The organism is Ochrobactrum teleogrylli (assembly GCF_006376685.1).
In the GTDB taxonomy this organism is placed as follows: domain Bacteria; phylum Pseudomonadota; class Alphaproteobacteria; order Rhizobiales; family Rhizobiaceae; genus Brucella; species Brucella teleogrylli.
On sequence record NZ_VEWL01000011.1, the window covers coordinates 53,951 to 78,489 of the forward strand.

The window sequence follows — 24,539 nt, forward strand, 5'->3', positions numbered from 1 at the left end:
TCGGTGCTACCAATGGTAGCGCAGCATACCTTTTCCGGCATAGTTACTGCTATTGCCGGAAAATTCGGCATCGAATGCAGCGCCCAATGACAGCCCGTTGTTCCAGAGCATTTCCGCTGAAACACTGGCGAGCCCGGTGTCGCGGGGCATGGTTGCGCCATTCACGACAAAACCGGCTCCCGGCAATCCTGCAAATACAGCCGTCATGGCACGGTCGTTATTGAAGTTTCTCAGCCACGCAGCCCTGCCTGCAAGGGTGAGAACCCCGTCAGGGAGCACGAAGGATTTATCCGCTCTTAAACCCAGTTCGCTGCGACCGGCTGTTTCGTGTTTCGATGCATAATCCAGCGCATAGCTATCCCGACCGCCGTTGAGCTTTTCGGCATAGGACGGCAGGTTGAAGTTGACGAATTGCCCAGCGGCATAGGGCGTAATCCCGATCCATGGCGTATCGAAACGATAGCCAGTTTCCAAACGGCCTGACCATGTATTGGCATTATAGTCGGCCTGCAATGTATCCACGCCATTCAATGCGACGGCGCGTTCCGTCTCTATATCCTGCCAGCCATAGGCAAGCGCCGCGCTGAAATAAGCGTTTCCGACAGTCTGACGGCCATAAAGGCCAAGCTGGAACAGATCGGAATCACCGCTGCCCAGACCATCGGAGAGACTGAAACTGCCATGTCCGCCAGCCACGGCAAAGCCGAGCAAGGTGTCGGGTGACAGCCGGTAGTCCGCACCCACGGCCACACCGTTGATCTTGCTGCGCAGATCATGCGAACCGATGATGCTGTCGCCATCCAGCGAACGCGAAGCGCCATAACCCGCGCCCCACAGATTCCATCGTCCCATAAACGGGTCGGACGTATCGCGCGTAGCTGAAGTCGCTCGACCCGCCACCAACGGATCGGTCAGCGTCGTCATGAACTGGCTCATCGCATCCACGGTTGTCTGTTGTACGGCGGTCGCCAGTTCGCCCGATGTGACTGTCAGGCCTTCCGCATCCAACCCACCATAAGCCAGCGGAATTTGACCTTCCCGATTGAAATAGTCGACCAGCGCCGCAGAGACATTGCGCTGGTTCACGTTGAGGCCCGTCAGGTTCAAGGTCAGATCAAGATAGGCATTATCGGCATCGTAGCTCAGGTTAGAGGTAAAGCTTCGAGGCAGATCCGTCGTCAATTCCGTGCCGAACCGGCTGTCGCCAATTCCGCCTTCCGCGTTCAGAATCGTATAGCGACGCATGACATATTTATCGGGCGCGAAAGTCGCGGCCACCATCGCCCCGCCCAGATCGGCTTGACCGCTGACATTGACCCGGTCGGCGTCCGATGCAGAAACCTCCACGGCATAGGTCGATGCGCCGGTGAAGCTCAAGTCGCCGTTGACCGTCAGCGTGCCGATGGAATTGCCGGGCGCAAGCGTGCCACCGTCAATATGCGTGGTGGAAACCATGCCGTTTCCGCCAAGTTCACCGCCTGCATGGACGGTGACCAGCGATGAAGACGCAATCGAGCCGTTGACCGCAAGACGACCGGCATAAATCTCCGTCGCGCCTGAATAGCTGTTGTTACCGCTCAGAACACTTGTGCCTTCACCGATTTGCCAGAACGCGCCAGACCCGGAAATGGCTCCCGAAAAGGCATAATTGTCGGAGCGATTGAAGGCGAGCGTGCCATTGTTGACGATATTACCGGCAATGCTTCCCGTTTCGCCAAGTCCGACCACCAGCATACCGGCCTTCACCGTAGTTCCGCCGCCATAGCTGTTATTGCCGGCTAGCACCGTCACGCCGCTGCCGATTTGCTCAAACGAACCCGAGCCGGAAATATCGCCTTTCAGCACAACCGTTCCGGAACGATTAACGACGAACTGCCCGTTATTCTCGACATTTGCCGCAAGCGTGCCGTTTTCACCGCCATCGCCCAGTTGCAGTGTGCCGGAGGATACGGTGACGCCGCCGCCATACTGGTTGCGGCCCGTCAAAACGAGAGCGCCGCTGCCCACCTGCTCCAGTTTGCCGTCACCCCACACCATTCCGTCGAATGTCACGGTGTCGGACCGATCAAACGCCAGTGTTCCGTTATTGATGACGTGACCTGTGATCGAGCCGGACGTACCCCCATCACCGATCTGCAAACGACCGGCGGTAATCGTCGTCGCACCGGTATAGGTGTTGCTGCCAGTCAGAATGGTTGTGCCTGTGCCGATCTGCTGCACGCTACCCGTACCGCTGATGGCACCTGCAAAGGTCATTGTGTCGGAGCGGTTGAAGCCCAGAATGCCGTTATTGCTGATATTGCCCATAAGGGAGCCGGTTGTGCCGCCATTGCCGATAACCAGCGCACCCAAGGTGATAGAGGTGCCGCCCGTATAGCTGTTGTCACCTGACAGGATTGTGGCGCCTGACCCGATCTGGTTTACCCCACCACTACCGCTGATATCGCCGGAGAAAAGCACCGCATCCGAACGGTTAAAGACAAGTGCGCCATCATTCACGACATTGCCTTCGATCCAGCCGGAATTGCCACCTGTGCCGAGTTGCAGCACACCATTGGCGATCGTCGTTCCGCCATAATAGGCGTTGTCGGCTGCAAGGATGGTCGTACCGGACCCGGCCTGCACGAACGAACCAGTTCCGACGATAAGGCCTTCGATACTGTAACTGTCCGAGCGGTCGACTGCCAGAACACCTTCGTTCAAAATCCCACCGATGATGGAGCCTGTCGTTCCGCCGTCACCGATCTGCAATGTGCCATCAGAAATGAACGTATTGCCGGTATAGCTGTTGTCGCCGGTCAGAACCGTCGTACCCACGCCTGCCTGAATCAGCGCGCCTGCACCCGAAACCATACCCGAATAGGTGTAGCTGTTCTGCCGGTTGAATACGAGACCGCCATTATTGACGATATTTCCCGCAACTGAACCCGTTGCGCCACCATTGCCAATCTGGAGGAAGCCGTTGGCAACGGTCGTGCCTCCACCATGGGTGGCGTCACCACTGAGAATGAGCGAACCCGCCCCCTCCTTGTACAATGCGCCATTGCCAGACACATCGGCGGTCAGATTGAGTGCCGTCGCAAGCAAGGTGTCGATGGTTGCCGTTCCCGACAATTCGACGTCCCGCGTGAGCGTGATGTTGCCGAGCGTGGCAAGCGCCGCATCGCTGATCTGGATGGCCGCTGCACCAGTACCGATATTCTGCGCTTCATATATGGCAAGCGTGCCGCCGAGAATATTGGTCTCGCCCTGAAAACCGTTACTGCCTGTCAGGACCAGAATGCCGTCTCCATCCTTGGTCAGGCTGCTATTGACGCCCGCGCCGGTGATGTCGCCCGCAAAAACCGTATCCTCATCCTGATTGACGGTGAGGCTCGCATTATCGATGGAGATTGTGCCGCCGCTTCCCCACAAGGAACGCATGGTGAGCACATTGCCGTTAAGGTCGAGCGTGCCGCCTGTCATCAGATACTCGGTCATGTTCGGCAGCGCGCCGGGTGTATTGGCCGCCATACGGAGCGTGCCAGCCTCGATCAGCGTGCCGCCGGACCAGCTATTCGCCGCATTTCCGACGAGCAATGTTCCATCGCCCTGCTTGGTCAGCGAACCCGCGCCGGAAATACTTCCGCTCAGTTGCAGTTGGGTCCCTGACGCCACGTCGAATGCCGCTTCACCGCCCAATGACACGAAGCTGGCGAGCGAGAGTGCGCCAGTCGTCTGCAGCGTGCCATTGTTGATCGTCAGTCCATTGGTGGCCTGTCCCAGATTATTCGCGGCAGAAACTTGTAATATTCCCGCACTGATGATCGTATCACCGGAATAGCTGTTGGAACCCGACAGAACAAGCAGGCCGTCGCCGGTTTTCTCCAGCCCGTCGCTGCCTGTAATCGTCGATGCGATAGTTGCGGTTTCACCGGCCAGCACACGCAATTCCGGCACGGCTATGGTTATGACATTGTCCGAATAGCCGGTGAGATTGAGGGCCGCGCCACCCGTGATCGTATAGTCACCGCCTGCGAACTGGAGCCCGACGGCTGTTTGCGTTCCATCCAGCGTGACCGTGCCCCCAGTACCGCGGAAAACCGCGTAGCCGCTTCCCCATTGGGAAAGAAGCGAAGGATTACCGCCGACAGGATCGTACCAGTTCTGTTCTGTTGCGGACCATGTGCCGGTATCGCCCCAGGTCTGAAGAATATTGAGGCCGTTGGCTGAGACCAGAAGGTCCACGGCGTTTGGCGCGCTTTCAATGCTATAATTATACGCGATGGGACCGGTAGCCGGCGTCTCGCCGACTATCAAACCGCCATTGGATTCCGTTAGGGCGCCGCTATAGGAAATCATGCGATGATAACCGAGCAGCGAGCTGGTCGAACTTCCATCGACTTTCAGCGTCGCGCCGTTCAACGCCAGATCGCCGTTAACCTGAATGGACGCCGCCTTCTCCGCATTGGAAGCGCCAAGCCCGTAGACAAATGTCCCACCGCTTTGAAGCGTCAGGTCGCCATTGACCGTCAACTGCGATTGCAAGCTCGGTGCGATCTTGCCACCATTGTTGATCGTGGTGTTGCCCAAAGTGCCGGAACCGCTGATCGTCCCGCCCGCATTGACTGTGATCGTGCCTCCGACAACAGCCGAACTTGTCAGCACGACACTGCTGTTGGAAACGGTCGACTGACCGGCGAACTGGGCCAATCCCGGACCAGTGATTGTGGTTCCACCGCCCAGAAAATTGATTGTGCCAGTGCCCTGCACCGTTGTATCGAAGCGGTAGCCAGCGGTATCATGATTAAGGTTGAGCGTTCCCTGACTACCGAGCACTACGGTGCTGTGGATCGTTCCGGCTGCGACCGCTGTCTCGCCCGCAGCCGCGCCAATATTCACTGTGCCCTGCGCTCCGTTCTGTCCAACATGCACGATGCTGCCGCCTGCCGCCAAGCCAATGCGTGCACCATTGGAAACGGTCAGTGTTCCATTACCGACATAGCCCACATTGACTTCGGCGATATTCAGAAGCGAACCGGCCCCGTCCACCAGGACCCGCGCTGTGTTGCTGCCGGGATCGCCTGCCCCAAGCATCAATTGACCGCCATACACCACGCCGCCCTCAGTGATGGAAAACAGATCACCGATATTGACGGCGCCACCGACATGAAGGCTTGATCCTGCTCCGCTGACAGTCAACGAGTTTTCTGGGCCGGCAACAACGGATGGCGTGTCGCCCACAACGACGTCTCCACCAACATTCACCCTGCCGCCATTCGCTATGCCAAGTGAGTCGTTGCCATAGCCCGTCACCGACAATGTTCCGCTGACATTAAGACTAGTGCCGATGCCGCTTACTTGCCCGGATGCCGTTTCGCCCTGAGCAGACCCTACAACAACATTCTCGGCATTCAGTTGCGCGCCCGAAGTCAGGGCGAGCGTGCCGCCATGAATGCCGAGGTTTCCGTTGAATGTTTCGGGCGACCCGGTCAAAGTCCACGCACTGGTATCACGCTTTTCGAGCGCATCGAATCCTTGAAACCTTTTTTCAAAACCGGTCAGGTCGAACTGGGCCGCACCAGCCCCACCAAAAACCAAAGTGTTCTGGCCGTTCTTATCCGCGACGACCTTGCCGTTGAAGGCGTAACCGGCCCCCAGAACCAGCGTATTGTTGCTGCCGGTGAATTGCACGGCGACGGCACGCGAACCGTCCTGATTGACACCGCCGGAAATCGTTCCGGCATTAAAAAGGGTTGCGTCGCCCGAAAAGAAATAGACCCCAACACCGGCAGCACCAGATTGTCCGTCGGTTCCATTATACCACCAGGAAGGTGGCGATGACGGCGTGGAAGGCGCTTTTCCGCCCGCCCCTGCATTGCCGCCCGTAATATTTGCACCGGCACTGTTGGTCAGTGTGCCCCCCGCGGCCATGGAAACGCCAATGCCACCATCACCTCCACGGCCGCCATTGCCACCAGTGTCTGCACCGCCGCCGCCGCGACCGCCATCACCACCGTTTCCACCTGTAATCGTGCCCGCATTCGAAACCGCAGCAGCCGTTGCCGTCGCGGTAACACCATTTCCACCACGACCGCCATCGCCACCATCAGAAGCTGTATTGCCACCCGGAAGGCTCGCTCCGCCGTTTCCGCCATCGCCGCCTTTTACGGTAACACCTGTTTCGATCGCGATCGTAGACTGGCCGAAGGAGCTGATAGCGTCACCGCCTCCGCCGCCATTACCGCTACGTCCGCCACCTGTTGTCAGGGTATCGTAGGGAGCAGATGGGAGCGATATGGGGCTTGAACATTCAATTTCGCCCTCATCGTCCTCGCAAACCATCACGCTGCCACTAGTGTTTTCGTCGGCGTGCATGCCAGAAATCCCGCCTGCACCACCTGCCCCACCATTGCCGCCCATAATGGTGCTGCCGTTGCTGACCGTGAGGTCGGACGATGTGGAAATGCCGATACCCCCACCACCACCGCCGCCACCGCCACCGCCACTGCCACCCTCGCCGGGCGTAACGGTGAAAACGTTCCATACCGTCACGCCATCGCCACCCTGCCCGCCACCACCACCAGCCCCACCCGCGCCGCCGATGAAGGTCTGGCCGGAAAGCGTCGTCACGGAATCGGTGAAGATCGCGCCGTTCCCACCACCCCCACCGCCACCACCGCCGCCGCCCGAAGCGCCATTACCGGTGGCGAAAGCGCCTTGCCCCTTTTTCCCACCCTCGCCGGGCTTGCCGCTATCGCCATCGAAGCCGTGCACCACGAGAAAATCGGGCGCTAAAACTCCTGAATATCCGAAAATACCGTTGATGCCCGCAGCGCCGCCGTAAGCTTTTCTTGCACCCTCGCCACCGGCGCCGCCACTTGTCGAGGAAGCATGATTGCCATTATGAACACCGCCCGCGGCGCCACCGGCCCCTCCTCCTCCACCGCCACCGCCCGATGTAGCGGAAGCGCCCAATCCCTGCCCACCCGGGTTGCCTTTCGCATCGTAATGCGACGGCGGCGTACCTTCAGCTCCACCTGCCCCACCAGTCCCGGATTGCTGTTGTGCATCAGCATTTCTGACCATCAAGGGCGAACCGATAACTGTCGCAGAAACCATGAGCGCGCAGAAAATCCGACCGAGCGCGGTTGTACTCGCCAACCGACGTTTGCCACAGTCGATTTTGGTTGACGCCGTCTCTGCACCGAAAACGCATTGTCTGAGAAAACCGAACTTCAGCTGTCTCAAATCGCCCATTCGACATTGCCCCGATAAATTGACTTCTCCGCCACCAAGGATTTGCCATAGGCTTCGGATTTATCAAGAGATTCCGGACGAACAGCCATTCTGGTTTTCTGAATCAACACAAATGGAAAATCTGAGTTATCTCCTCAGCCGGATAATCGACAACAAATTGTGGGATACGTTATAGATAGCGGGTCAGCAGATCAGCCTGCTCCCGCAAAATAGCGGCAGCTTCATGGGGCGTTTCGGTGTCCAACAGAGCCGAAATCGCTGCTTCCAGAATAAGAAGATTGCGAGCTTTTAGATAGCGAACACGCGCTTTCTCAGCAATTATATCCAGTTCTTCGTGGCTCAATCCTATATGCCTCAATCTCGCATGTACCGCAGACGTCACGTCAGAGCGGCTCAAAGCCGCTCTTCCCAACCGCAAGCGATTGCCTTTGTTCCTGCATGTTCATGGCATCACAAGCGATCCGGCATTGGAACAAATTTGCCCGCCAATTGTTCGACCCAGCGAAAATCATAGGATTCCTATGGTGTCCATGGATTAGGATATGGTCGTGCCCAAAGACGCAAGTGATGATTCATCTTCGGACATCAATCAAACACTCCCACGCTGGCGTCGCGCAGCGCTTTTCAAGCAGCTGGGTCCTGGCCTCATTACCGGCGCAGCGGATGACGACCCGAGCGGCATAGCAACCTATTCGCAAGCAGGTGCCCAGTTCGGATACAACATGCTGTGGAGCATGTTGTTTACGTTTCCACTTATGACGGCGATCCAACTGGTCAGCGGCCGGATTGGTAGAGTTACCGGTAAGGGGCTCGCTGCAAATTTGTGCGAAATCATTCCCCGTTGGGCGCTGCTTTCGCTTGTTGCGCTGCTACTGATCGCCAACACCATCAATATGGGTGCCAATCTATCTGCCATGGGCGCAGCCGCCAGTCTGGTGACAAACGGCTCTCCCGTCGTGTTCACGTTGGCTTTTGGGGTTTTATCGCTCGGATTGCAGCTCTTCATAACCTATGAAACTTACGCTCGCTATCTCAAATGGCTCACGCTTGTTCTACTTGCATATGTCGCAGTATTGTTCGTGTCGAATGTCGACTGGTGGGCAGCTTTAAAAGGCTTTTTCTGGCCAAACTTTCCGCTCCAAGGCGAAAGCCTCACGATGATCGTTGCAATTTTCGGAACGACCATAAGCCCATATCTCCTGTTTTGGCAAAGCTCTCAGGAGGTAGAAGAAATCGACAATTCAAAAGATGAGCAGCCGCTTCGTAGAGATCCCACAGAAGCAACGAAGGCACTGAAACGTATTCGTATCGATACTTTCGCTGGCATGGCTGTTTCTAATATTGTGGCAATCGCAATCATCATGAGCACAGCGGCAACCCTGCATGCGTCCGGAAAGACCGAAGTTAGTTCCGCAGCCGAGGTCGCCGAAGCCCTCAAGCCATTGGCAGGAGATTTTGCTTTCCTCATATTCAGTTTGGGGATTATTGGAACTGGGCTTTTGTCGTTACCTGTGCTTGCGGGCTCGGTCGCCTACGCCTTTGGCGAATCCCAAGGTTGGAAATGCGGTCTGGCGAACAAGCCCTGGGAAGCGATTGGATTCTACGGCGTAATCGCACTGGCTTTCCTGGTGGGAGTTGCAATTGCGATTTCTCCCATCGACCCTATTGCTGCATTATTTTGGAGTGCGGTTGTCAACGGTATCGTCGTGGTTCCAATAATGGCGGCCATGATGATCGTAGCGAGCAGGCGTGATGAAATGGGCAAATTCACGATAGGTTTTGCAACAAGATTGTTCGGATGGATTGCGACCGTCGCGATGGCGGCAGCTGCCGTCGCAATGTTTGTATTCTGGTAGTCCTCCAAATCAAATGATTGCGGTTAGTCTAGGACACGATGTGTCTCTCTTCGATGTAGCTTTTCCCCCATTCCTTCATTGCTAGCATATGCTCTGACCCCACTGGGGCGTTCACTACAGGCACCCTTCGCGAGCCTCTATCACTGGACGGTTGAGCATATGGATACAATCCGGCATCTCCAGGCAGAGTTCGACAGCCGTCAGGCGTGATATTGCGTTATCCTTCCGCCGGGCTTTCAGCTTCGAGACGTTATGATAGCGTCTCCAGCGATTTCGCGAGTTCGCTGACGAGCGGTGAAGGGGCATCGACTGTGTATATGCCAAATTCGGCGACCGGCGCTATGGGCAGGTTGTATCTTCCATTGATCGTCTGGCAATCTGATGGGACTGCTTCGGAAAACAGCACCCCAACGCCCAATCCTCCCCGCAAAGCCGTTAACATAGCGGGTAAACTTTTCACGCGACAGCCAACGGTCCATGCAATGCCTGCTTCTGCGAGGGACGCGATCATCCGGTCCTGCCACGAACAGGATGTTTCAAAAAGAACGACAGGAAGCGGGCTCTTCTCGTCCACGTCGAGCAATCGGCTTGCACACCAGACCAGTTGATAGGATATGAAACTGAGCGGCGGCAGAGCGAACCGAGCGGGATCGGCGACAACAATGTCGGTTTGCCCTTCATGAAAGGATCGCGCAAGCTGTGCCGAATTGGATGAACTGAGCTCAATGTCAACCGACGGATGCTTTTGCCGGAACTGGGCAATCGCGCCTGGAAGACGCGTGACAGCGAGATCTTCGAAGAGACCCAGCCGAATACGACCCACCAGTTTCTTATCGACCAATCCACGCTGCATATCCTCCGTGAGTGCAATGACCCTCCGCGCATAAGCCAGAAAGGCCTCTCCAGCCTCAGTCAGAGAAACCCCGCGCGAGGATCGCGTGAACAGTTCCCTGTCCAGCTCCTTTTCTATCCGCTGCAATTGCATGCTGACGGCAGCCTGTGTGCGCGCAAGACGATCCGCTGCCTTACTCAAGGCGCCCGTTTCGGCAACGGCGATGAACATCCTGAGAAGTCTGAGATCGTAACTCGCGTCCATAATGAATCCTTATACCTTACTAATAATTATAAGGGTACACGAAGGGCGAGGCCTTTGGCAATATCACACCAGAAACCAGGAAATGGAGCATCACATGTCCCACTATAAAGATAAATTGGCTGCTTGCGGTATCGACTGGCCCAATCTAGCCCGGCCTGATTTGCCCTTCTCGCCAACAACGAAAGTCGATAATTTTCTCTATGTTTCAGGCCAGATACCCGAAAAGGGCAGCGACATTGCTTATGTCGGTCAGGTCGGTCGCGATATTGATATAGAAACCGCACTCGAGAGCGCGAAACTTTGCGCCGCGAATGTCATATTCTGGGCGAATGCAGCACTCGATGGCGATCTTGATCGCGTCGTCCGGCTGGCCAAGCTTACGGTCTTCGTCAATGCCGTACCTGGGTTCACCGCCTATTCGCAGATCGGCAATGGCGCCTCGCAGGTCATGAACGCGGTTTTCGGCGAACGCGGCGAGCATGCGCGTTCTGCCATTGGCGTGGCGGGGCTGCCAGCCAACGTGCCAGTCGAAGTTGAAGCCGTTTTTCACATTCGTTGATCAAGGGACCTGCAAATGTCCGTCGTGCATTTCAATCATAGCGGCGCGGGGCTGCCATCCGCCGAAACGGTTCAAGCGGTCGTTGATCATCTGCGCGTCGAAGCGGAACGCGGTCCAATGGAGGCTGGTGCGTTTGCATCCGATGCCATCCAGAACACCTATCAGGCGGCAGCACAACTGCTGGGCTGCTCGCCACAGGATGTCGCCTTCGGAACCAGCCATGGTCAGCTTTATGGCAACCTGATTGCTTCGATACCGCTATCTGCCGGCGACAAGATTTTTGTCAGCCGTCAGGAATGGATTGGCAATGTTTTATGCCTGCAACGCTCCGCAGATTTGAGCGGCGCTTCGCTCTCCTTGATGACTTCGGATGATACGAGCGCTGTGGACCCCGTTGCGCTCCTTGAAAACCTCTCATCGGAGGTGCGCATTGTCGCTCTTACCTGGATTGGAGCAGGAAGTGCATTGATCAATCCTGCGGCCGCGATTGGCGCCGCCATTCGTGAGGCCGGTTCATCAGCGTTTTTTATCATCGATGCCAGTCAGGCAATTGGACAGGTGCCGATCAATGTTGCCGAATTAGGCTGTGATGCTCTGATCGCGTGCGGGCGGAAATTTCTACGCGGGCCGCGCGGAACGGCATTGGCCTATATTTCTCCCCGCCTTGCAGCAGAAATAGTGCCGCGTAGCATCGACAACCTGTCCTCAACCTTGAGCACCGGAAACGTTGTGGTGGCAAACAGCGCTCGGGCTTTTGAGTTTGGTGAGGAATCGGTGGCCCTCAAACTGGGCCTCGGGAAAGCAATAGAACAAACCCTCGCTTTGGGTGTGGACCGTATCCGACTGGATCTGGATCACAAAGCGAGCGTTCTTCGTCGGGCACTTGTTGAAATACCGGGCGTCCATTTGCTTGATCTTGGAGACAGTAAAGGCGCTGCCGTCACCTTTGTAATTGATGGCTTTCCTTGCGCGACTGTAAAACAACATCTCGCTGATCTGGGCATCAACGTCGGCATGAACGGACCGGGCTACACGCCTTACGACATGTCGATACGCGGGATTTCGGAACTACTTCGAGCCTCCGTACATTTGAGCACTACCGATGAAGATATCGCCGTGATCGTCAATGCAGTCAGATCAATCACCAGTTCCAGAGTTCGAGTATCAAAATGAATCACAAAAAGCAGACTGCACTTCTTCTGGGTGGAAACAAAGGACTCGGCTTGGGCGTTGCAGAGGCTCTTTCAAGGCGCGGCGTGAATGTTGCACTCGTCGGCAGGGACAAGGTCGCCATGCGCGCAGCGGAAGAGCGCCTTGGCACACATGCTGGCTCGGTGACGTCTTTCACCTGCGATTTGACCGATGCTGCCAGTGTCACCAGAATGATGGAAAATGTAGACAAAGCCATTGGCAGCATCGATATCCTGCTTCTGAACGGCGGCGGCCCCGCCCCGATCGCAGCCTCTCGATATGATGAAGCCTACTGGAGCACGCAGATCAGAAGCATGTTCCTCAGCCAGATCGAGATCGCCGCTCACTATCTGCCAGCCATGCGGGAACGTCATTTCGGTCGGATCATCGCTGTATCCTCGACAAGCATCCGGGAACCCATTCCCAATCTGGCTGCATCCAATGCCTTAAGATCAGCCCTCGCGGGATGGGCCAAGACACTTGCCACTGAAGTGGCTGGAGATGGCGTAACCGTCAATGTCGTCATGCCGGGTCGGTTTGCGACCGGGCGTACAACCCGTCTGGACGAGTTGGATGCCGCCGAGCGCGGTGTAGATCCAGCGGTCATTGCTGCCGAGAGCCAGCGAGAAATTCCCGTCGGACGCTATGGCACACCGGAGGAATTCGGCGAGGTTGTGGCGTTCCTTGCCAGCGAGGCGGCAAGCTATGTCAACGGTGTGGCATTGCCAATCGACGGGGGCCTCAGTCGTTCGATGATCTGACACGCGCTTTGTCAGACAAAAATCAGCACTTCCCCATCTCGATCTCTGCCACAACGCATGAAACGGGATGGGGCAAGCCGCCGAACTGAATGGCCTTGCGCTTTTCCAAAACCAAAATAATCGACCTGATTTTTTTTCTATTAGAAAATTTCTGTTGACGCCGCACATCATATTGAAATATCTATGCCTCAACGAAATAAGAGGGGCGTTAGGTAAATGCGTGCATTGCTGGACAAAATCGACCGGAAGCTCGTCAAGCTTCTGTCAGACGACGCACGCGATGGCGCCAACCAGATCGCCGAGCGGCTTGAGCTCAGCCCACCCACAATTCGGGCACGGCTGAAAAACCTTATCGAGAATAAGCTTTTCAAGATTTCCGGCGTTGTGAACGTTTCGGAGCGTCCCGAGCTTGTCGTCGCGATGATGGGCATTCACGCTAATGGACAGGGCCGTCTCGACGAAATCGCGCGAAAGATGTCCGAGCTGCCTTTCGTCACTTCCGTCAGTATCGTCACCGGCAGATACGACATTCTTTGCGAAGTGATGTTCGAGGGAGATATGGAAGAATTATACCGGGTGACGAGTGAGTTGCTGCCCGGACTGGCAGAGCCAGGAACAATTCAAGGCAGCGAGACCTTCGTTGTCATGAAATCCCATAATAAGTGGCTGAGCCTGCCGCGCGGTGTATGGGAAGACGAAGAGAGCGACAAGCAGGCTCAATAATCCGCCACCAAAAGGACCGTTCTATTTGGCCGCCTTGCGCGGAGACGACCGACTATTGCCTAACGAGGGAGAACTGAAACAAAATGTTGAAGAAAATCAATGCACTCATGGCGTCTGCAATGTTTGTTGCGCTCATGGGAGCAGCTGCGCAGACCACGACAGCGCACGCTGGAACACTTGACGATATCCTCGCCCGCGGCGAACTGCGCGTTGCGGTTCAAACCCAAGGCCCACCCTATTCCTTCATGGACAGGAACGGTAAGCGGACAGGAAGCGCCATTGAATTGACCGAACTGATGGCCAAGGAAATGGGCGTTAAGGTAACATATCTCGATTTCGATTGGGATGGACTCATCCCGGCGCTCCTTTCCGGTAAGGCTGACATATTGGCAGCAGACATGACCGCCACGATGAGCCGTGCGACCAAGGTTGCGTTCACCAAGCCATGGATTCACGTCGGCACTGTCGCTTTCACCGCTGCAGGCGGCGACTTCAAGAGTGTGGAAGACTGCAAAAAGCCTGGAACGACAGTCGCTGTCATTCTCGGATCGACTGCGGAAAAGAACATGCCGAAATACTTCCCAGAAGCGACCGTGAAGGCGTTCAAGGGCGGCGGCACGGTGGTTCTTGACGCGGTTGCATCCGGCCAAGCCCAATGCGGTGTAAACGACAACACGGCGGTCGCGGCCCAAGTGCAAAACTATCCTGAAGGCACATTCGAAGTCTTTCCGGAAATGCTTAGCGCAGAGCCGCTTGCCTATGCAGTGCGCTACGACTCTCAGGACCTGATGATCTGGACGAACCTGTTTCTTGACAACGTGACGCTCGATGGCCGTTTGAAAGAAAACATGGATTATTGGGTCAATTCAAACAAGTGGCAAGCTGACCACTGATACCGACAGAGGTGCGGAACCATTCCGTTCCGCACCTTTGATCAAAAATTGAATCCAACCGGTGAGACATGTTTGGCAATCTGAACATACGGGTCATTTCGGAATATCTCCCAGATCTCTGGCAGGGTTTTCTGAATACATTGATGTTGTCGGCAGCCGGGTTCACCGGCGCAATGATCATAGGCATTGTTGCTTGTGCGCTCAGCATCCAGCCCACCCGCTGGCTGCGTACGATCGGCATTGCCTATATCGATCTTATCCGGGCGACTCCGCTGCTCGCACAACTCTATTTTCTCTATTTCGGGCTGCCGCGTCTAGGCATCATCCTGCCGGAAATGGTCATCGGCATCATAGCCCTGTCAATCAATTCCGGTGCTTATGTTGCTGAGATTATTCGCTCGGGCATCCTTTCCATTCCGCGCGGCCAGTTCGAAGCGGCTTTAAGTTCTGGCTTCACCTATATGCAGCGTATGCGCCTTATCGTTCTGCCGCAGGCGGTGCGACCGACAATTTCGCCGATGATCGGACAGGCAATCGTACTTGTGAAGGATTCGTCCCTTCTTTCTCTGATTTCCGTCGTTGAGCTTACCCGCGTCGGGCAACAGATCGCGCTTGATCGCTTCATGCCCGTTGAAGGGCTTGCAGCGACAGCTGCGGGCTTCCTGCTGATCTATTATCTGCTCAAGGCAATGGCTGGCACCTGGTCGCGTTTCAATCGCATGCCGGAACGCTAACAGGAGGCGCATATGTTTTGGTTTCAAGTCGAACGCTTGTTGAACTTCTGGCCCGTTCTGCTGAAGGGCCTTGGGATGACCGTTGCGCTGTCACTCCTGTCCCTCGTCATCGGGATGGTGTTTGGACTGATCCTTGGAGTACTCCGCGCCGGCGGAAATCGATGGCTATCAGCGATAACCGGGTTCTATATCGATCTGTTTCGCGGCACGCCCTTTCTGGTTCAGGTTTTCATCTGCTTCTTCATTCTGCCAACGATTGGGATTGAACTCTCTGCATTCAATGCGGGCGTGATAGCACTTTCGAATCTGTCAGCGTGCTTTATCGGTGAAATCGTTGCTTCCGGCATCAAGGCGGTTCCGCGCGGGCAGACCGAGGCGGCAATTGCGTCGGGCTTCACCTATGCTCAACAGCTTCGGTTGATCGTCATGCCGCAGGCTTTGCGTATTGTTCGTCCTTCTCTGGTTGGACAATTCATCCTGCTCGTCAAGGATTCCTCTGTTGTTTCCGCGATCGGTATCATGGACCTCACCCGCTCCGGCTGGATGATCGTACAGAATATTCCTAACGGTCTGCTGGTCTTTGGCGTCGTCGGTATCGGTTACTTTATCGTCTGCTATCCGATGATCTATCTTTCACGTCGCATCGAACGCGGCACGCAATCTCCTATTTTGTAATTGGACAGGTCTAATGATTGAATTTCAGGGTCTGAACAAATGGTTCGGCAGCGCGCTTCATGTGCTCAACAATATCGATCTGAAAGTCAGCAAGGGCGAAGTCGTCGTGGTTTGCGGACCTTCCGGCTCCGGCAAGAGCACTCTGATCCGATGTATCAATGGACTGGAAGCCTTTCAGTCTGGAAAGCTTGTCGTAGACAGCATTGATCTGAGTTCTAAGGCAGCTGCCTTGCGTGAGTTGCGCATGGAAGTCGGGTTTGTCTTCCAGCAGTTCAATCTGTATCCGCACAAGACAGCACTTGAGAATGTAACCCTCGCTCCCATTCATGTGCGTGGATTATCAAAAGCCGAAGCCGAGAAACGCGGCAGGGAACTGCTTGCCAAAGTAGGCCTCGCCGACCGCATGAATAATTATCCGAACCAGCTGTCGGGTGGTCAACAGCAGCGTGTCGCCATTGCGCGCTCACTTTGCATGCAGCCCCGGATAATGCTGTTCGATGAACCTACGTCAGCGCTTGATCCTGAAATGATCAACGAGGTGCTGGATGTCATGGTCAGCCTTGCCAAAGAAGGCATGACAATGATGGTTGTCACCCACGAAATGGGTTTCGCCCGAAGCGTTGCGGATCGTGTCGTATTCATGGATCGTGGTTCGATTATTGAAAGCGGCGAACCGGAAAACTTCTTCAAGAACCCGCAAAATGAGCGCACGCGCGATTTCCTGAGCAAAGTCCTCCACCACTGACGCGACCTTCGTCGCACAATTGAGATAGATCGATCCTCATGCAGCATCGTCAGCAAAACGGTGAACGACTTTCTGTTGCCATCATAGGCGCAGGAATTGTCGGATGTAGCGCCGCACTCACTCTTGCCAAAGAAGGTCACAGCGTCACGGTTTTTGGTGATGAGGAGCCGGGGGCCGGGACTTCCTATGGAAACGCGGGCGCTATTGTCACGGGTTCGATTACGCCCACCGCAACACCCGCGGTGGTCCGCTCTCTGCCAACCTATATATTTAACCGCAACTCTCCGGCAGTCTTGCGCCTTCATCATACCGCGAAAGCGCTGCCTTGGATAAAGCGCTTCATCGCGGCGGGCACCACAACAGCGGTTGATCGCATTGCTGCAGCGATGCATCCTCTCGTTTCCCAAGCTCTGGTCGCGCATCAGGAACTGACGGCGATTGCTGCAGTCAAGGATCTGATCACGCAAGAAGGTTGGCTGAAAGTCTATGACAGCGCCAAGGATTTCCAAAGCTCTGCACTTGAACGCCAACTTATGGAACGTCACGACGTCTGCCACAAAATCCTTAGCCAATCCTCGCTTCTGGATCTTGAACCGGCGCTCAATCCCGCTTCGTGTTTTAAGGGCCTCTATCAGCCGAAAGCAGGAAATGTCCGCTTTCCGAAGAAACTCGCAAGCGTCTATCTGGAAACAGCACATACTTTTGGTGCGGCCTTCGTTCGCGAGCACGTCAGCTCAGTTCGACCTTCAGAACGGGGCGGCGTCGCGCTCCGGGTTTTCTCCGGAGAGCAGCACTTTGATCGTGTGGTCATTGCAGCGGGTGCATGGTCCTCCATTTTAACAAGGCAACTTGGAGACAAGGTTTCGCTTGAGAGCGAACGCGGATACCACATCAGCTTCGGTGAAGGGTCCCAGTCATTGTTACGTGGTCCGGTCGTCATTCCCGGCAAAGGCTTTGTTTTGTCTCCAATGCATGACGGGTTGCGCCTGATAAGCGGCGATGAACTGGCGGGACTGAAAGCACCACCAAACTACAAGCGCATTCGCGCGCTACTGCCGGAGGCTATGATGGCCGTACCAGCCCTCAAGGACTGGCGCCCGACATCTGAATGGATGGGCCATAGACCCTCAACGCCCGACACATTACCGGTGATCGGTCGAGCCCATAAATGCCGCGACGTGATCTATGCGTTCGGACACGGGCATCTGGGAGTGACTCTCTCCGCTATAACCGCCCAGCTTGTTGCTGATCTGGTCGGCGAACGTACGCCTGCTATCGATATTACACCATACAGCCCCACGAGATTCTGAAATCCGATGTCTGCATTTCCTATTAATCTTGATAACACTCCGCAATTCGATGGCCCCCTTCCTGATGTTGTTGACGTAACAATCATCGGCGGTGGCATCATCGGAGTTATGGCGGCCTGGGAACTGCGGAAACGTGGATTGAAGGTCCTTCTCTGCGAGAAAGGTCGCATCGCTGGCGAGCAATCCAGCCGAAACTGGGGCTGGATCCGTCAACAGGGTCGTGATTACGCAGAACTGCCCATCATGATGGACACGATCCCTCTCTGGAAAAGCTTAAACGAGAAGATCCTCGAGCAGATCGGCTTTCGCCAGAAAGGCATCACTTATCTCGCACGCAGCAAAGCCAAGCTCGCAAAATTCGAGCAATGGCTCGACGGTGCGCGCCAATACGGCGTCGATACGCGCATGTTATCCCAACGCGAAGTTGGCGCGATGATATCCGAAGGTAGAGGCTGGATTGGCGGCATGACCACACCGTCCGATGCTATGGCTGAACCGTTCGTTGCGGTCCCGACATTGGCTCAGGCAGCCGCTGAAGACGGTGTCATCATTCGCGAAAACTGCGCCATTCGCACATTGGACATTACAGGCAATCACATTCAAGGTGTCGCCACTGAGAGCGGCTATGTAAAATGTGAGAGAGTGGTAGTTGCGGCTGGCGCGTGGAGCGCCCTGTTTTTGAAACGGCACGATATTCATCTCCCCCAACTGTCCGTCCTATCTTCTGCCTTGCAGATAGAACTGGCGACAGCGCCGCACGATGCCGCTGCCGCCGATGACCGCATCGCGTTCCGGCGTCGCACTGACGGGAGCTACACATTAACACCTTGGTCCACACATGATTTCTTCATCGGTCCGGATGCCTTCAGAAACTTTTCAGCTTATATTCCGCAGTTGCGTGAGGACTTTACAAGCACGCGGTTCCGGCTTTCCGCTCCGCAGAATTATCCAGATGCATGGCGAACGCGCCGACGCTGGTCGAAAATAGACGAAACGCCGTTTGAGCGGTGCCGTGTACTGGATCCGAAGCCCAACCAGAAAGAGCTCGGCCGGGTTCTCAAGCAATTCGCTGCGGCATTTCCGAAGATCGGGACACCGCGCATTATACGAAGTTGGGCTGGTATGATCGACACCATGCCAGACGTGTTGCCCGTCGTGGATCAAGCCAGCATAAGCGGGCTTACGATTGCCACAGGAATGAGCGGCCACGGTTTCGGCATAGGTCCGGGCATGGCTCGTATTATCGCGGATCTGGTAGAATTGCGCCAACCGTCCTGGTCAATAGAACAGTTCGCGTTGGCGCGATATTCAACATAGTCGGATTGGGAGTCAGAACCTGACCCCGCCACCCATCAGTTTCCGGCAAGCATCTTTGCAAGCATGAAGCCAGAGCCGGCGCCGGTGCCAGCACCGGGCCAGGTGGAGGCGCCGCACATATAAAGTGAGCGGACGGGCGTTTTGTAGCGCGAGTATCCTGCAATGGGGCGGAACAGGAAATTCTGATCGAGATGGTGTGAGCCGCTCAAATTGTCACCGCCGATAAGATTGGCGTTCTCACGTTCAAGGTCTGCGGGTGAAAAGACCGAGCGCGCCCGGATCATGCCGCTGATCCCGGGCGCATAGCGCTCAAGGATTCCGATGACCCGATCGGCATAGGCGTCCTTCACACTGTTCCAATCCGCAACAGCGATCTCTCCCATCGCATCGCCCTTGATCTCCGCCGGGAGGACACGGACCTGCACCCAGAGAACATGCTTGCCTTCCGGTGCACGCGATGGATCAATGGCCGTGGGCTGGCCAACCACGAGGGCCGGTTCTCCAGGCAGCAATCCATCCATAGCTTCCGCGTAAACCCGCGCCATCATGGCAAGGTCCGGGGCAATATGAACATAAGCGAAGCGCTTGAGTTCAGCGCCCGCAGTCCAGTTTGGCAACTCGTCCATGGCGAGGTGGATCATCATCGTGCCGGGTCCGGCCCGAAAAGCATTCGTCGCCTTGTGGACTTTTTGCGGGACCGCCGACTGGGGCAACATGCCACTGTCAAACAGCACCTTGGGATTGAGGTTGGCGATCACCGCCCGCTTCGCACTCAAAGTGCGTCCGTCGGACAACACCACGCCCGTCGCTCTTCCGGCCTTGTCGAGACTGATCTTATCGACACGCTGGCCCAGAATGAGTTGTCCCCCCTTCTCGTGCAGGAGACCCGCCATCGCGCGAATGATCGTATCTGCGCCTCCCTTGCCAATAACCATGCCGAACGCCTGATTTGCCATTGACTCGAGATAGGGGAACAGTGCTCCGCCTGCAACGTCGGGCGCGAAATCAAGATGCAGACCCCAAGCGGCCATCATGGCCTTGAGTTTGGGACTTTCGAAATTCGCGTCAAGAAAATCACGTGGCGTCGCCAGCAGAAGCTGCGCGATACGCCAGAGATTATCCATGCCGAGCGACCTGTAGGCCTTCCAGACTGTCCTTACCGCTGACAGGGAAGGCATCGGCGAGCCGAGCAGGCCGAAAATATGCGGCGCATTGCGCTCGAAATCAGAAAGCATAGTCGCCCACGCCTCGGCGTCGACGGGCGACAGTTCCGCAATCCTTGCATTCGTTACCGTCACATCGCTGGAAACGCCAAGATGAGTACCGTCGCGAAAGACACTGGCAAAACAATTTTGCGCCGGTACGAATTCGAGACCCTGTGCAGCAAGATCCGCGGCATAGGTTGCGTGAAAAGCTGAGCCAGCGAACATCGAAAGGTTCATGGCAGCCCAGTCGTGACGGAAGCCCGGCTCTGTCAACTCCAGGGTCTTCACCGCCCCGCCAGGAGAAGCTGCCGCTTCGACAACAGCAACACGCCAACCCTTTGCCGCCAGATGCACCGCCGCAGCGAGGCCATTATGCCCCGCGCCTACGACCACCGCATCGAACTCAACGTCATGTCCACTCATTCAGGCCCCCATTATTTTCAAATGCATATAATAGTGTAGATCGATCTCGGCAGGCTTCTGACCTCGCAGATTTAAATCATCAGGTCATCGCGGATATTGAAGGCCCGATATGTTGTAAAGTTCACCTTTGAGAGCAGGCATTTCGTTGCATTCACATATGATATCTTTTAAGCTTCAAGAAAATCCATATCAAGCTTTTTTAAGAAGCGAATGAGGGGCGCCATGTCGCAAAATTCTCAGTTGGACTCGAGTGAACAGGCTCGCCGATACGCGCGCTAACACGGGTAATAAAGTAATCGGAATCGAGCCAGCGCGAGGCTATTTTTCGGGGAGCGACGACACTATGACGGCACATGACTATATCGTGGTCGGCAGCGGCATAAACGCACTGGTAGCGGCCGCCATGCTTGGCAAAAAGGGCAAAAAGGTTCTGCTGCTCGAGCGCAATGACCGGCTCGGTGGCTGCCTGCGTACCGAAGAGATCACTGCACCGGGCTTCCGTCACGACGTCATGGCAACAACCATGGTGCTGTTCCTGACCTCGCCCGCCTATGCTGCGCTTGGCAAGGATCTGGAGGCGCGAGGCCTCGAATTCGCCCACGCAGACCTGCCCACCGGCGTCGTACTGGCGGATGGGCGACATGCAATCCTGTCCAAAGACCGTAAAGCCAACATCGCTGCCTTCGACGCGCTCGCCGAGGGCGACGGCAAGTCCTTTGCCCGTGAGATGGACCGGATGGGTGCCGACGCACCCTTCATGTTCTCGCTGCTAGGCGGCTCGCTCTGGTCCGGCGGCATATTCAAAACCGTGCTGAAGGAAGCCTGGAAACGCGGCCCCCGCAATCTCGCGGCATGGTTCGGCGAGGCGCTCGTCAATGGCCGCCATCATCTTGAAACCACCTATCAGTCGGATGTGATGCGCGGGCTCTTTGCCCCTTGGGTCCTCCATTGCGGGCTCAATCCCGAAAGCACTTATTCTGCGGCAATGCTCCGGGTCATCGGTTTTGCCATCGAACTGGCGGGTTGTCCGATTGTCAAAGGCGGCGCCGAAAATCTCGTCAAGGCGTTCACGCAGCTCATTACGGATCAGGGCGGCACCATTCGCACCGGCGCGGATGTGGATGCAATACTGGAGGACCACAAAGGACAGGCCACGGGTGTTAAGCTTACCGATGGCGAGGTGCTGGAGGCAGGCAAGGGTGTCATTGCATCGGTCACGCCCAACCAGCTTTATGGACGCCTGCTGAAGGGCTCCAGCAGGCCGCTGCCCTCAGATATTGCCGATGGACTGCGAACTTATCGCTATGGCAAGGGCGACATGCAGATACACTACGCGCTCAAGTCACCGCCGCGCTGGAAGGGTGGCGCGGACCTGTCGAAAGTAGCGCTTTTGCATCTTACACCGGGCCTCAACGGTGTGTCTCGTGCGGCCAATGAATGTGACCGGGGCATGCTACCAGCGGTGCCGACCATCTGCGTCGGCCAGCCGACCGCGCTCGACCCATCCCGCGCGCCGGAAGGCCAGGCGATCCTCTGGCTACAATTGCCTGAAGCCCCGCGACACATCGAAGGCGATGCTGCCGGAGAACTCGCCACGCCTGCCGATGGCCGCTGGACCGACGAACTGCGCGAACACTATGCCGACCGCGTCGAACGCATCCTCGCCCAGCACATCGAAGGCTTTGCCGAGACGATCATCGCCCGCAAGGCGTATTCACCAGCCGATCTTGAATCCATGAATATGAACCTCGTGGGGGGCGACCCCTATGGCGGCTTCTGCGGCGTCGATCAGTTTTTCATCTGGCGTCCGTTCAAGTCATCGGTCAACCACCGCACCCACGTTTCCGGTCTTTATCATATCGGCGCATCGACCCATCCCGGCCCCGGCTTGGGAGGAGGCTCCGGCATGCTGCTCGCGGCCTCGCTGAAATAGAATTGTCGTTAGACGGGTGCGGTCGCATCTGCGACTGCATCTTTGAACCCATGCAGAATCATATTTCTGGCTCTTCAAGTTCGTAAAACTGCAAATAAGGACTGTTTGAGCTTGTACTTACTTAGGGCAAAGGGCTAAATTGATAACGAAATAATATGCGCAAGCATATAGTTCGACCTAAAATTGTTTCCTGACCGTACAATTCGCTTGCCAGTCAAACGCCGCTATTTTAAGATTAAAATATTCCGACCAATAAATAACCTTGGCGAGCGCGGGAACGCTCAAAAAAGCCGGGATCAGGGGAACGCGGAGCAAAACATGACTGAATTCACCCGTCGCCAGACGTTGGGTATGGGCGCTGCTGCCTTTTTGACGAGCATTCTGGCAGGGCGTGTGCCGGTGCAGGCGGCAGAAACCGACACGCTTACCATCGCTTTCAACGTCAATCTTCCGTCCTTCGATCCGACCGTCGGTCCGTCGGCGGTCAATCCGACGATTCAGGCAATCTACCGCTCGATTTTCGACCAGTATATCGGCCAGGACCCCGACCTCAAATTCGTTCCGGGCCTGCTGACAGGCTGGGGCTGGAACGACGACAAGACCAAGGTCTGGATGGATGTTCGCGAGGGTGTGACCTGGCATGACGGCTCGCCGTTCACCCCGGAAGATGTGGTCTGGGCGCTGGAGCGCGCCGCCGACGAAAAGACCGGCAACCCGATCCAGTTTGTCTGGTCCACTGTCGGCAACTACAAGATCGAAGGCAACAAGATCACTGGCGATGTGCTGCGCTTCGAACCCACCTATTTCATGTGGATGGCCTTCCTCACAGGCTACATCCTGCCCAAAGCCTATTATGAGAAAGTGGGCGCGGAGGGCTTCGAGAAGAAGCCTGTCGGCACAGGCCCCTATATGGTTGACGCCTATGAAGGCAACGCCTTCCTGCGCCTGAAGGCCAACCCAAATTATTGGGGCGGCAAGCCAGCTTTCGAAACTGTGATCTTCAAGTTCGTGCCGGATGGCACCAGCCGGGTTGCCGAGATCGAATCCGGCTCGTCCGACGTCACGCTTGAAATCCCGTATGAAGAATTCGACCGCCTGAAGGAAAAGAACGGTCTGGCAGGCGTCGCGACTCCGATCTCGGATATCGGCATGATCTTCCTTAACAATATCGAAGTCATGAACGACAAGAACGTGCGCCTGGCCGCCTGTCACGCCGTTGACAAGCAAGCTATCGTCAAGCGCCTGCTGCGTGGCTACGGCGTACCAATCGACACGCTCGAAGCGCCGGAATATTCGGCCTATGATCCATCAATCAAGGTTCCTTACGATCCCGAACTCGCCAAAAAACTGCTGGCCGACTCCGGCTATTCGACCGACAAACCGGTGAAGTTCAAGATTCAGACCACCCGTGGCCTGAAGCCGAAGGACTATGAAATGGTTCAGGCCATTGTGGGCATGTGGCGCAAGGTCGGCATCGAAGCCGAAATCGAGGTCTATGAGATAGCCAAGCACTATGAGTTGCGCGCCGCCGACCAGCTTGCACCAGCCGCATTCTACAACTGGGGCAATGCGATTGGCGACCCGACCACGTCAACGGGCTTCGCCATGTTCGGCCCTTCGCCACACTCGGTATGGAACACCGATGATCTGGACGGCATGATCGCTCCGCTTTGGGGTGAGAAAGACGAGGCCAAGCGCATCGCTGGCTGGAAAGCCGTCTGCAAGTATATTGCGGAGCAAGGTTACGTGCTGCCGTTGCTGCAGTACGCACAGCCGATTGTCTATAAATCAATGCTGAAGGTCACCCCGAACGTTTCGGGCGCGCTGCAACCAACCTTGGTATCAAAGGCTTGATAGCATGTTGGCCGGGCACGCGCTG

Annotated in this window: 17 protein-coding genes; 13 read left to right on the forward strand and 4 right to left on the reverse strand. The window is 56.1% G+C overall.

Annotation, left to right across the window (positions count from 1 at the left end; genetic code table 11):
- Nucleotides 1–6 precede the first annotated feature (6 nt).
- Both FIC94_RS22760 and FIC94_RS22485 read right to left on the reverse strand, forming a co-directional pair.
- Nucleotides 7–7,143 (reverse strand): autotransporter-associated beta strand repeat-containing protein, encoded by a 7,137-nt coding sequence (locus tag FIC94_RS22760; RefSeq protein WP_180918019.1) that lies wholly within the window; start codon nucleotides 7,141–7,143, stop codon nucleotides 7–9.
- A gap of 265 nt (nucleotides 7,144–7,408) precedes the next feature.
- Nucleotides 7,409–7,582, reverse strand: coding sequence for a hypothetical protein (locus FIC94_RS22485; protein WP_180918021.1), 174 nt, complete (start codon nucleotides 7,580–7,582; stop codon nucleotides 7,409–7,411).
- Nucleotides 7,583–7,781: 199 nt separating this feature from the next.
- Between FIC94_RS22485 and FIC94_RS16535 the strand changes: the two genes are divergently transcribed.
- On the forward strand, nucleotides 7,782–9,095 hold the full coding sequence (locus FIC94_RS16535) for an Nramp family divalent metal transporter (RefSeq protein WP_140025584.1): 1,314 nt from the start codon (nucleotides 7,782–7,784) through the stop codon (nucleotides 9,093–9,095).
- Nucleotides 9,096–9,345: 250 nt separating this feature from the next.
- Here FIC94_RS16535 and FIC94_RS16540 read toward each other — a convergent pair whose 3' ends face one another.
- Complete coding sequence (locus tag FIC94_RS16540; protein ID WP_140025585.1) at nucleotides 9,346–10,191, reverse strand: LysR family transcriptional regulator; 846 nt, start codon at nucleotides 10,189–10,191, stop codon at nucleotides 9,346–9,348.
- 94 nt (nucleotides 10,192–10,285) lie between these two features.
- On the opposite strand from FIC94_RS16540, the gene FIC94_RS16545 reads away from it, so the two are divergent.
- The 10 genes from FIC94_RS16545 to FIC94_RS16590 all read left to right on the forward strand — a co-directional run bounded on the left by FIC94_RS16545 (nucleotide 10,286) and on the right by FIC94_RS16590 (nucleotide 19,099).
- Nucleotides 10,286–10,750: a RidA family protein gene (locus tag FIC94_RS16545; RefSeq protein ID WP_171317715.1), complete on the forward strand. Its 465-nt coding sequence runs from the start codon at nucleotides 10,286–10,288 to the stop codon at nucleotides 10,748–10,750.
- A gap of 15 nt (nucleotides 10,751–10,765) precedes the next feature.
- Nucleotides 10,766–11,923 carry an aminotransferase class V-fold PLP-dependent enzyme gene (locus FIC94_RS16550; RefSeq protein WP_140025587.1) on the forward strand — a complete coding sequence of 386 codons (1,158 nt, stop codon included), beginning with the start codon at nucleotides 10,766–10,768 and terminating at the stop codon, nucleotides 11,921–11,923.
- Entirely contained in the window at nucleotides 11,920–12,702 is a 783-nt protein-coding gene (locus FIC94_RS16555) for an SDR family oxidoreductase (RefSeq protein WP_140025588.1), read from the forward strand. The genes FIC94_RS16550 and FIC94_RS16555 overlap by 4 nt, the downstream gene beginning before the upstream one ends.
- A gap of 216 nt (nucleotides 12,703–12,918) precedes the next feature.
- A complete protein-coding gene (locus tag FIC94_RS16560) occupies nucleotides 12,919–13,425 on the forward strand; it encodes an Lrp/AsnC family transcriptional regulator (protein WP_109366156.1) in 507 nt (168 codons plus the stop codon).
- Nucleotides 13,426–13,508: 83 nt separating this feature from the next.
- Nucleotides 13,509–14,318: an ABC transporter substrate-binding protein gene (locus FIC94_RS16565; RefSeq protein ID WP_171317717.1), complete on the forward strand. Its 810-nt coding sequence runs from the start codon at nucleotides 13,509–13,511 to the stop codon at nucleotides 14,316–14,318.
- Between the two features lie 68 nt (nucleotides 14,319–14,386).
- The gene (locus FIC94_RS16570; RefSeq protein ID WP_140025589.1) at nucleotides 14,387–15,052 is read left to right on the forward strand and encodes an amino acid ABC transporter permease; all 666 of its coding nucleotides are present in this window, start codon (nucleotides 14,387–14,389) and stop codon (nucleotides 15,050–15,052) included.
- Nucleotides 15,053–15,064: 12 nt separating this feature from the next.
- Nucleotides 15,065–15,727 carry an amino acid ABC transporter permease gene (locus FIC94_RS16575; protein ID WP_140025590.1) on the forward strand — a complete coding sequence of 221 codons (663 nt, stop codon included), beginning with the start codon at nucleotides 15,065–15,067 and terminating at the stop codon, nucleotides 15,725–15,727.
- 13 nt (nucleotides 15,728–15,740) lie between these two features.
- A complete protein-coding gene (locus tag FIC94_RS16580; RefSeq protein WP_140025591.1) occupies nucleotides 15,741–16,472 on the forward strand; it encodes an amino acid ABC transporter ATP-binding protein in 732 nt (243 codons plus the stop codon).
- A gap of 38 nt (nucleotides 16,473–16,510) precedes the next feature.
- Nucleotides 16,511–17,782 (forward strand): NAD(P)/FAD-dependent oxidoreductase, encoded by a 1,272-nt coding sequence (locus tag FIC94_RS16585; RefSeq protein ID WP_140025592.1) that lies wholly within the window; start codon nucleotides 16,511–16,513, stop codon nucleotides 17,780–17,782.
- Between the two features lie 6 nt (nucleotides 17,783–17,788).
- The gene (locus FIC94_RS16590; protein ID WP_140025593.1) at nucleotides 17,789–19,099 is read left to right on the forward strand and encodes an NAD(P)/FAD-dependent oxidoreductase; all 1,311 of its coding nucleotides are present in this window, start codon (nucleotides 17,789–17,791) and stop codon (nucleotides 19,097–19,099) included.
- Between the two features lie 35 nt (nucleotides 19,100–19,134).
- On the opposite strand, the gene FIC94_RS16595 is transcribed toward FIC94_RS16590, so the two are convergent.
- A complete protein-coding gene (locus FIC94_RS16595; RefSeq protein WP_140025594.1) occupies nucleotides 19,135–20,727 on the reverse strand; it encodes a phytoene desaturase family protein in 1,593 nt (530 codons plus the stop codon).
- A 343-nt stretch (nucleotides 20,728–21,070) separates the two neighbouring features.
- On the opposite strand from FIC94_RS16595, the gene FIC94_RS16600 reads away from it, so the two are divergent.
- Together FIC94_RS16600 and FIC94_RS16605 are read left to right on the forward strand one after the other, a co-directional pair.
- Complete coding sequence (locus FIC94_RS16600; RefSeq protein WP_140025595.1) at nucleotides 21,071–22,660, forward strand: phytoene desaturase family protein; 1,590 nt, start codon at nucleotides 21,071–21,073, stop codon at nucleotides 22,658–22,660.
- Nucleotides 22,661–22,978: 318 nt separating this feature from the next.
- The gene (locus tag FIC94_RS16605) at nucleotides 22,979–24,514 is read left to right on the forward strand and encodes an ABC transporter substrate-binding protein (protein ID WP_140025596.1); all 1,536 of its coding nucleotides are present in this window, start codon (nucleotides 22,979–22,981) and stop codon (nucleotides 24,512–24,514) included.
- The last annotated feature ends 25 nt before the right edge of the window (nucleotides 24,515–24,539 follow it).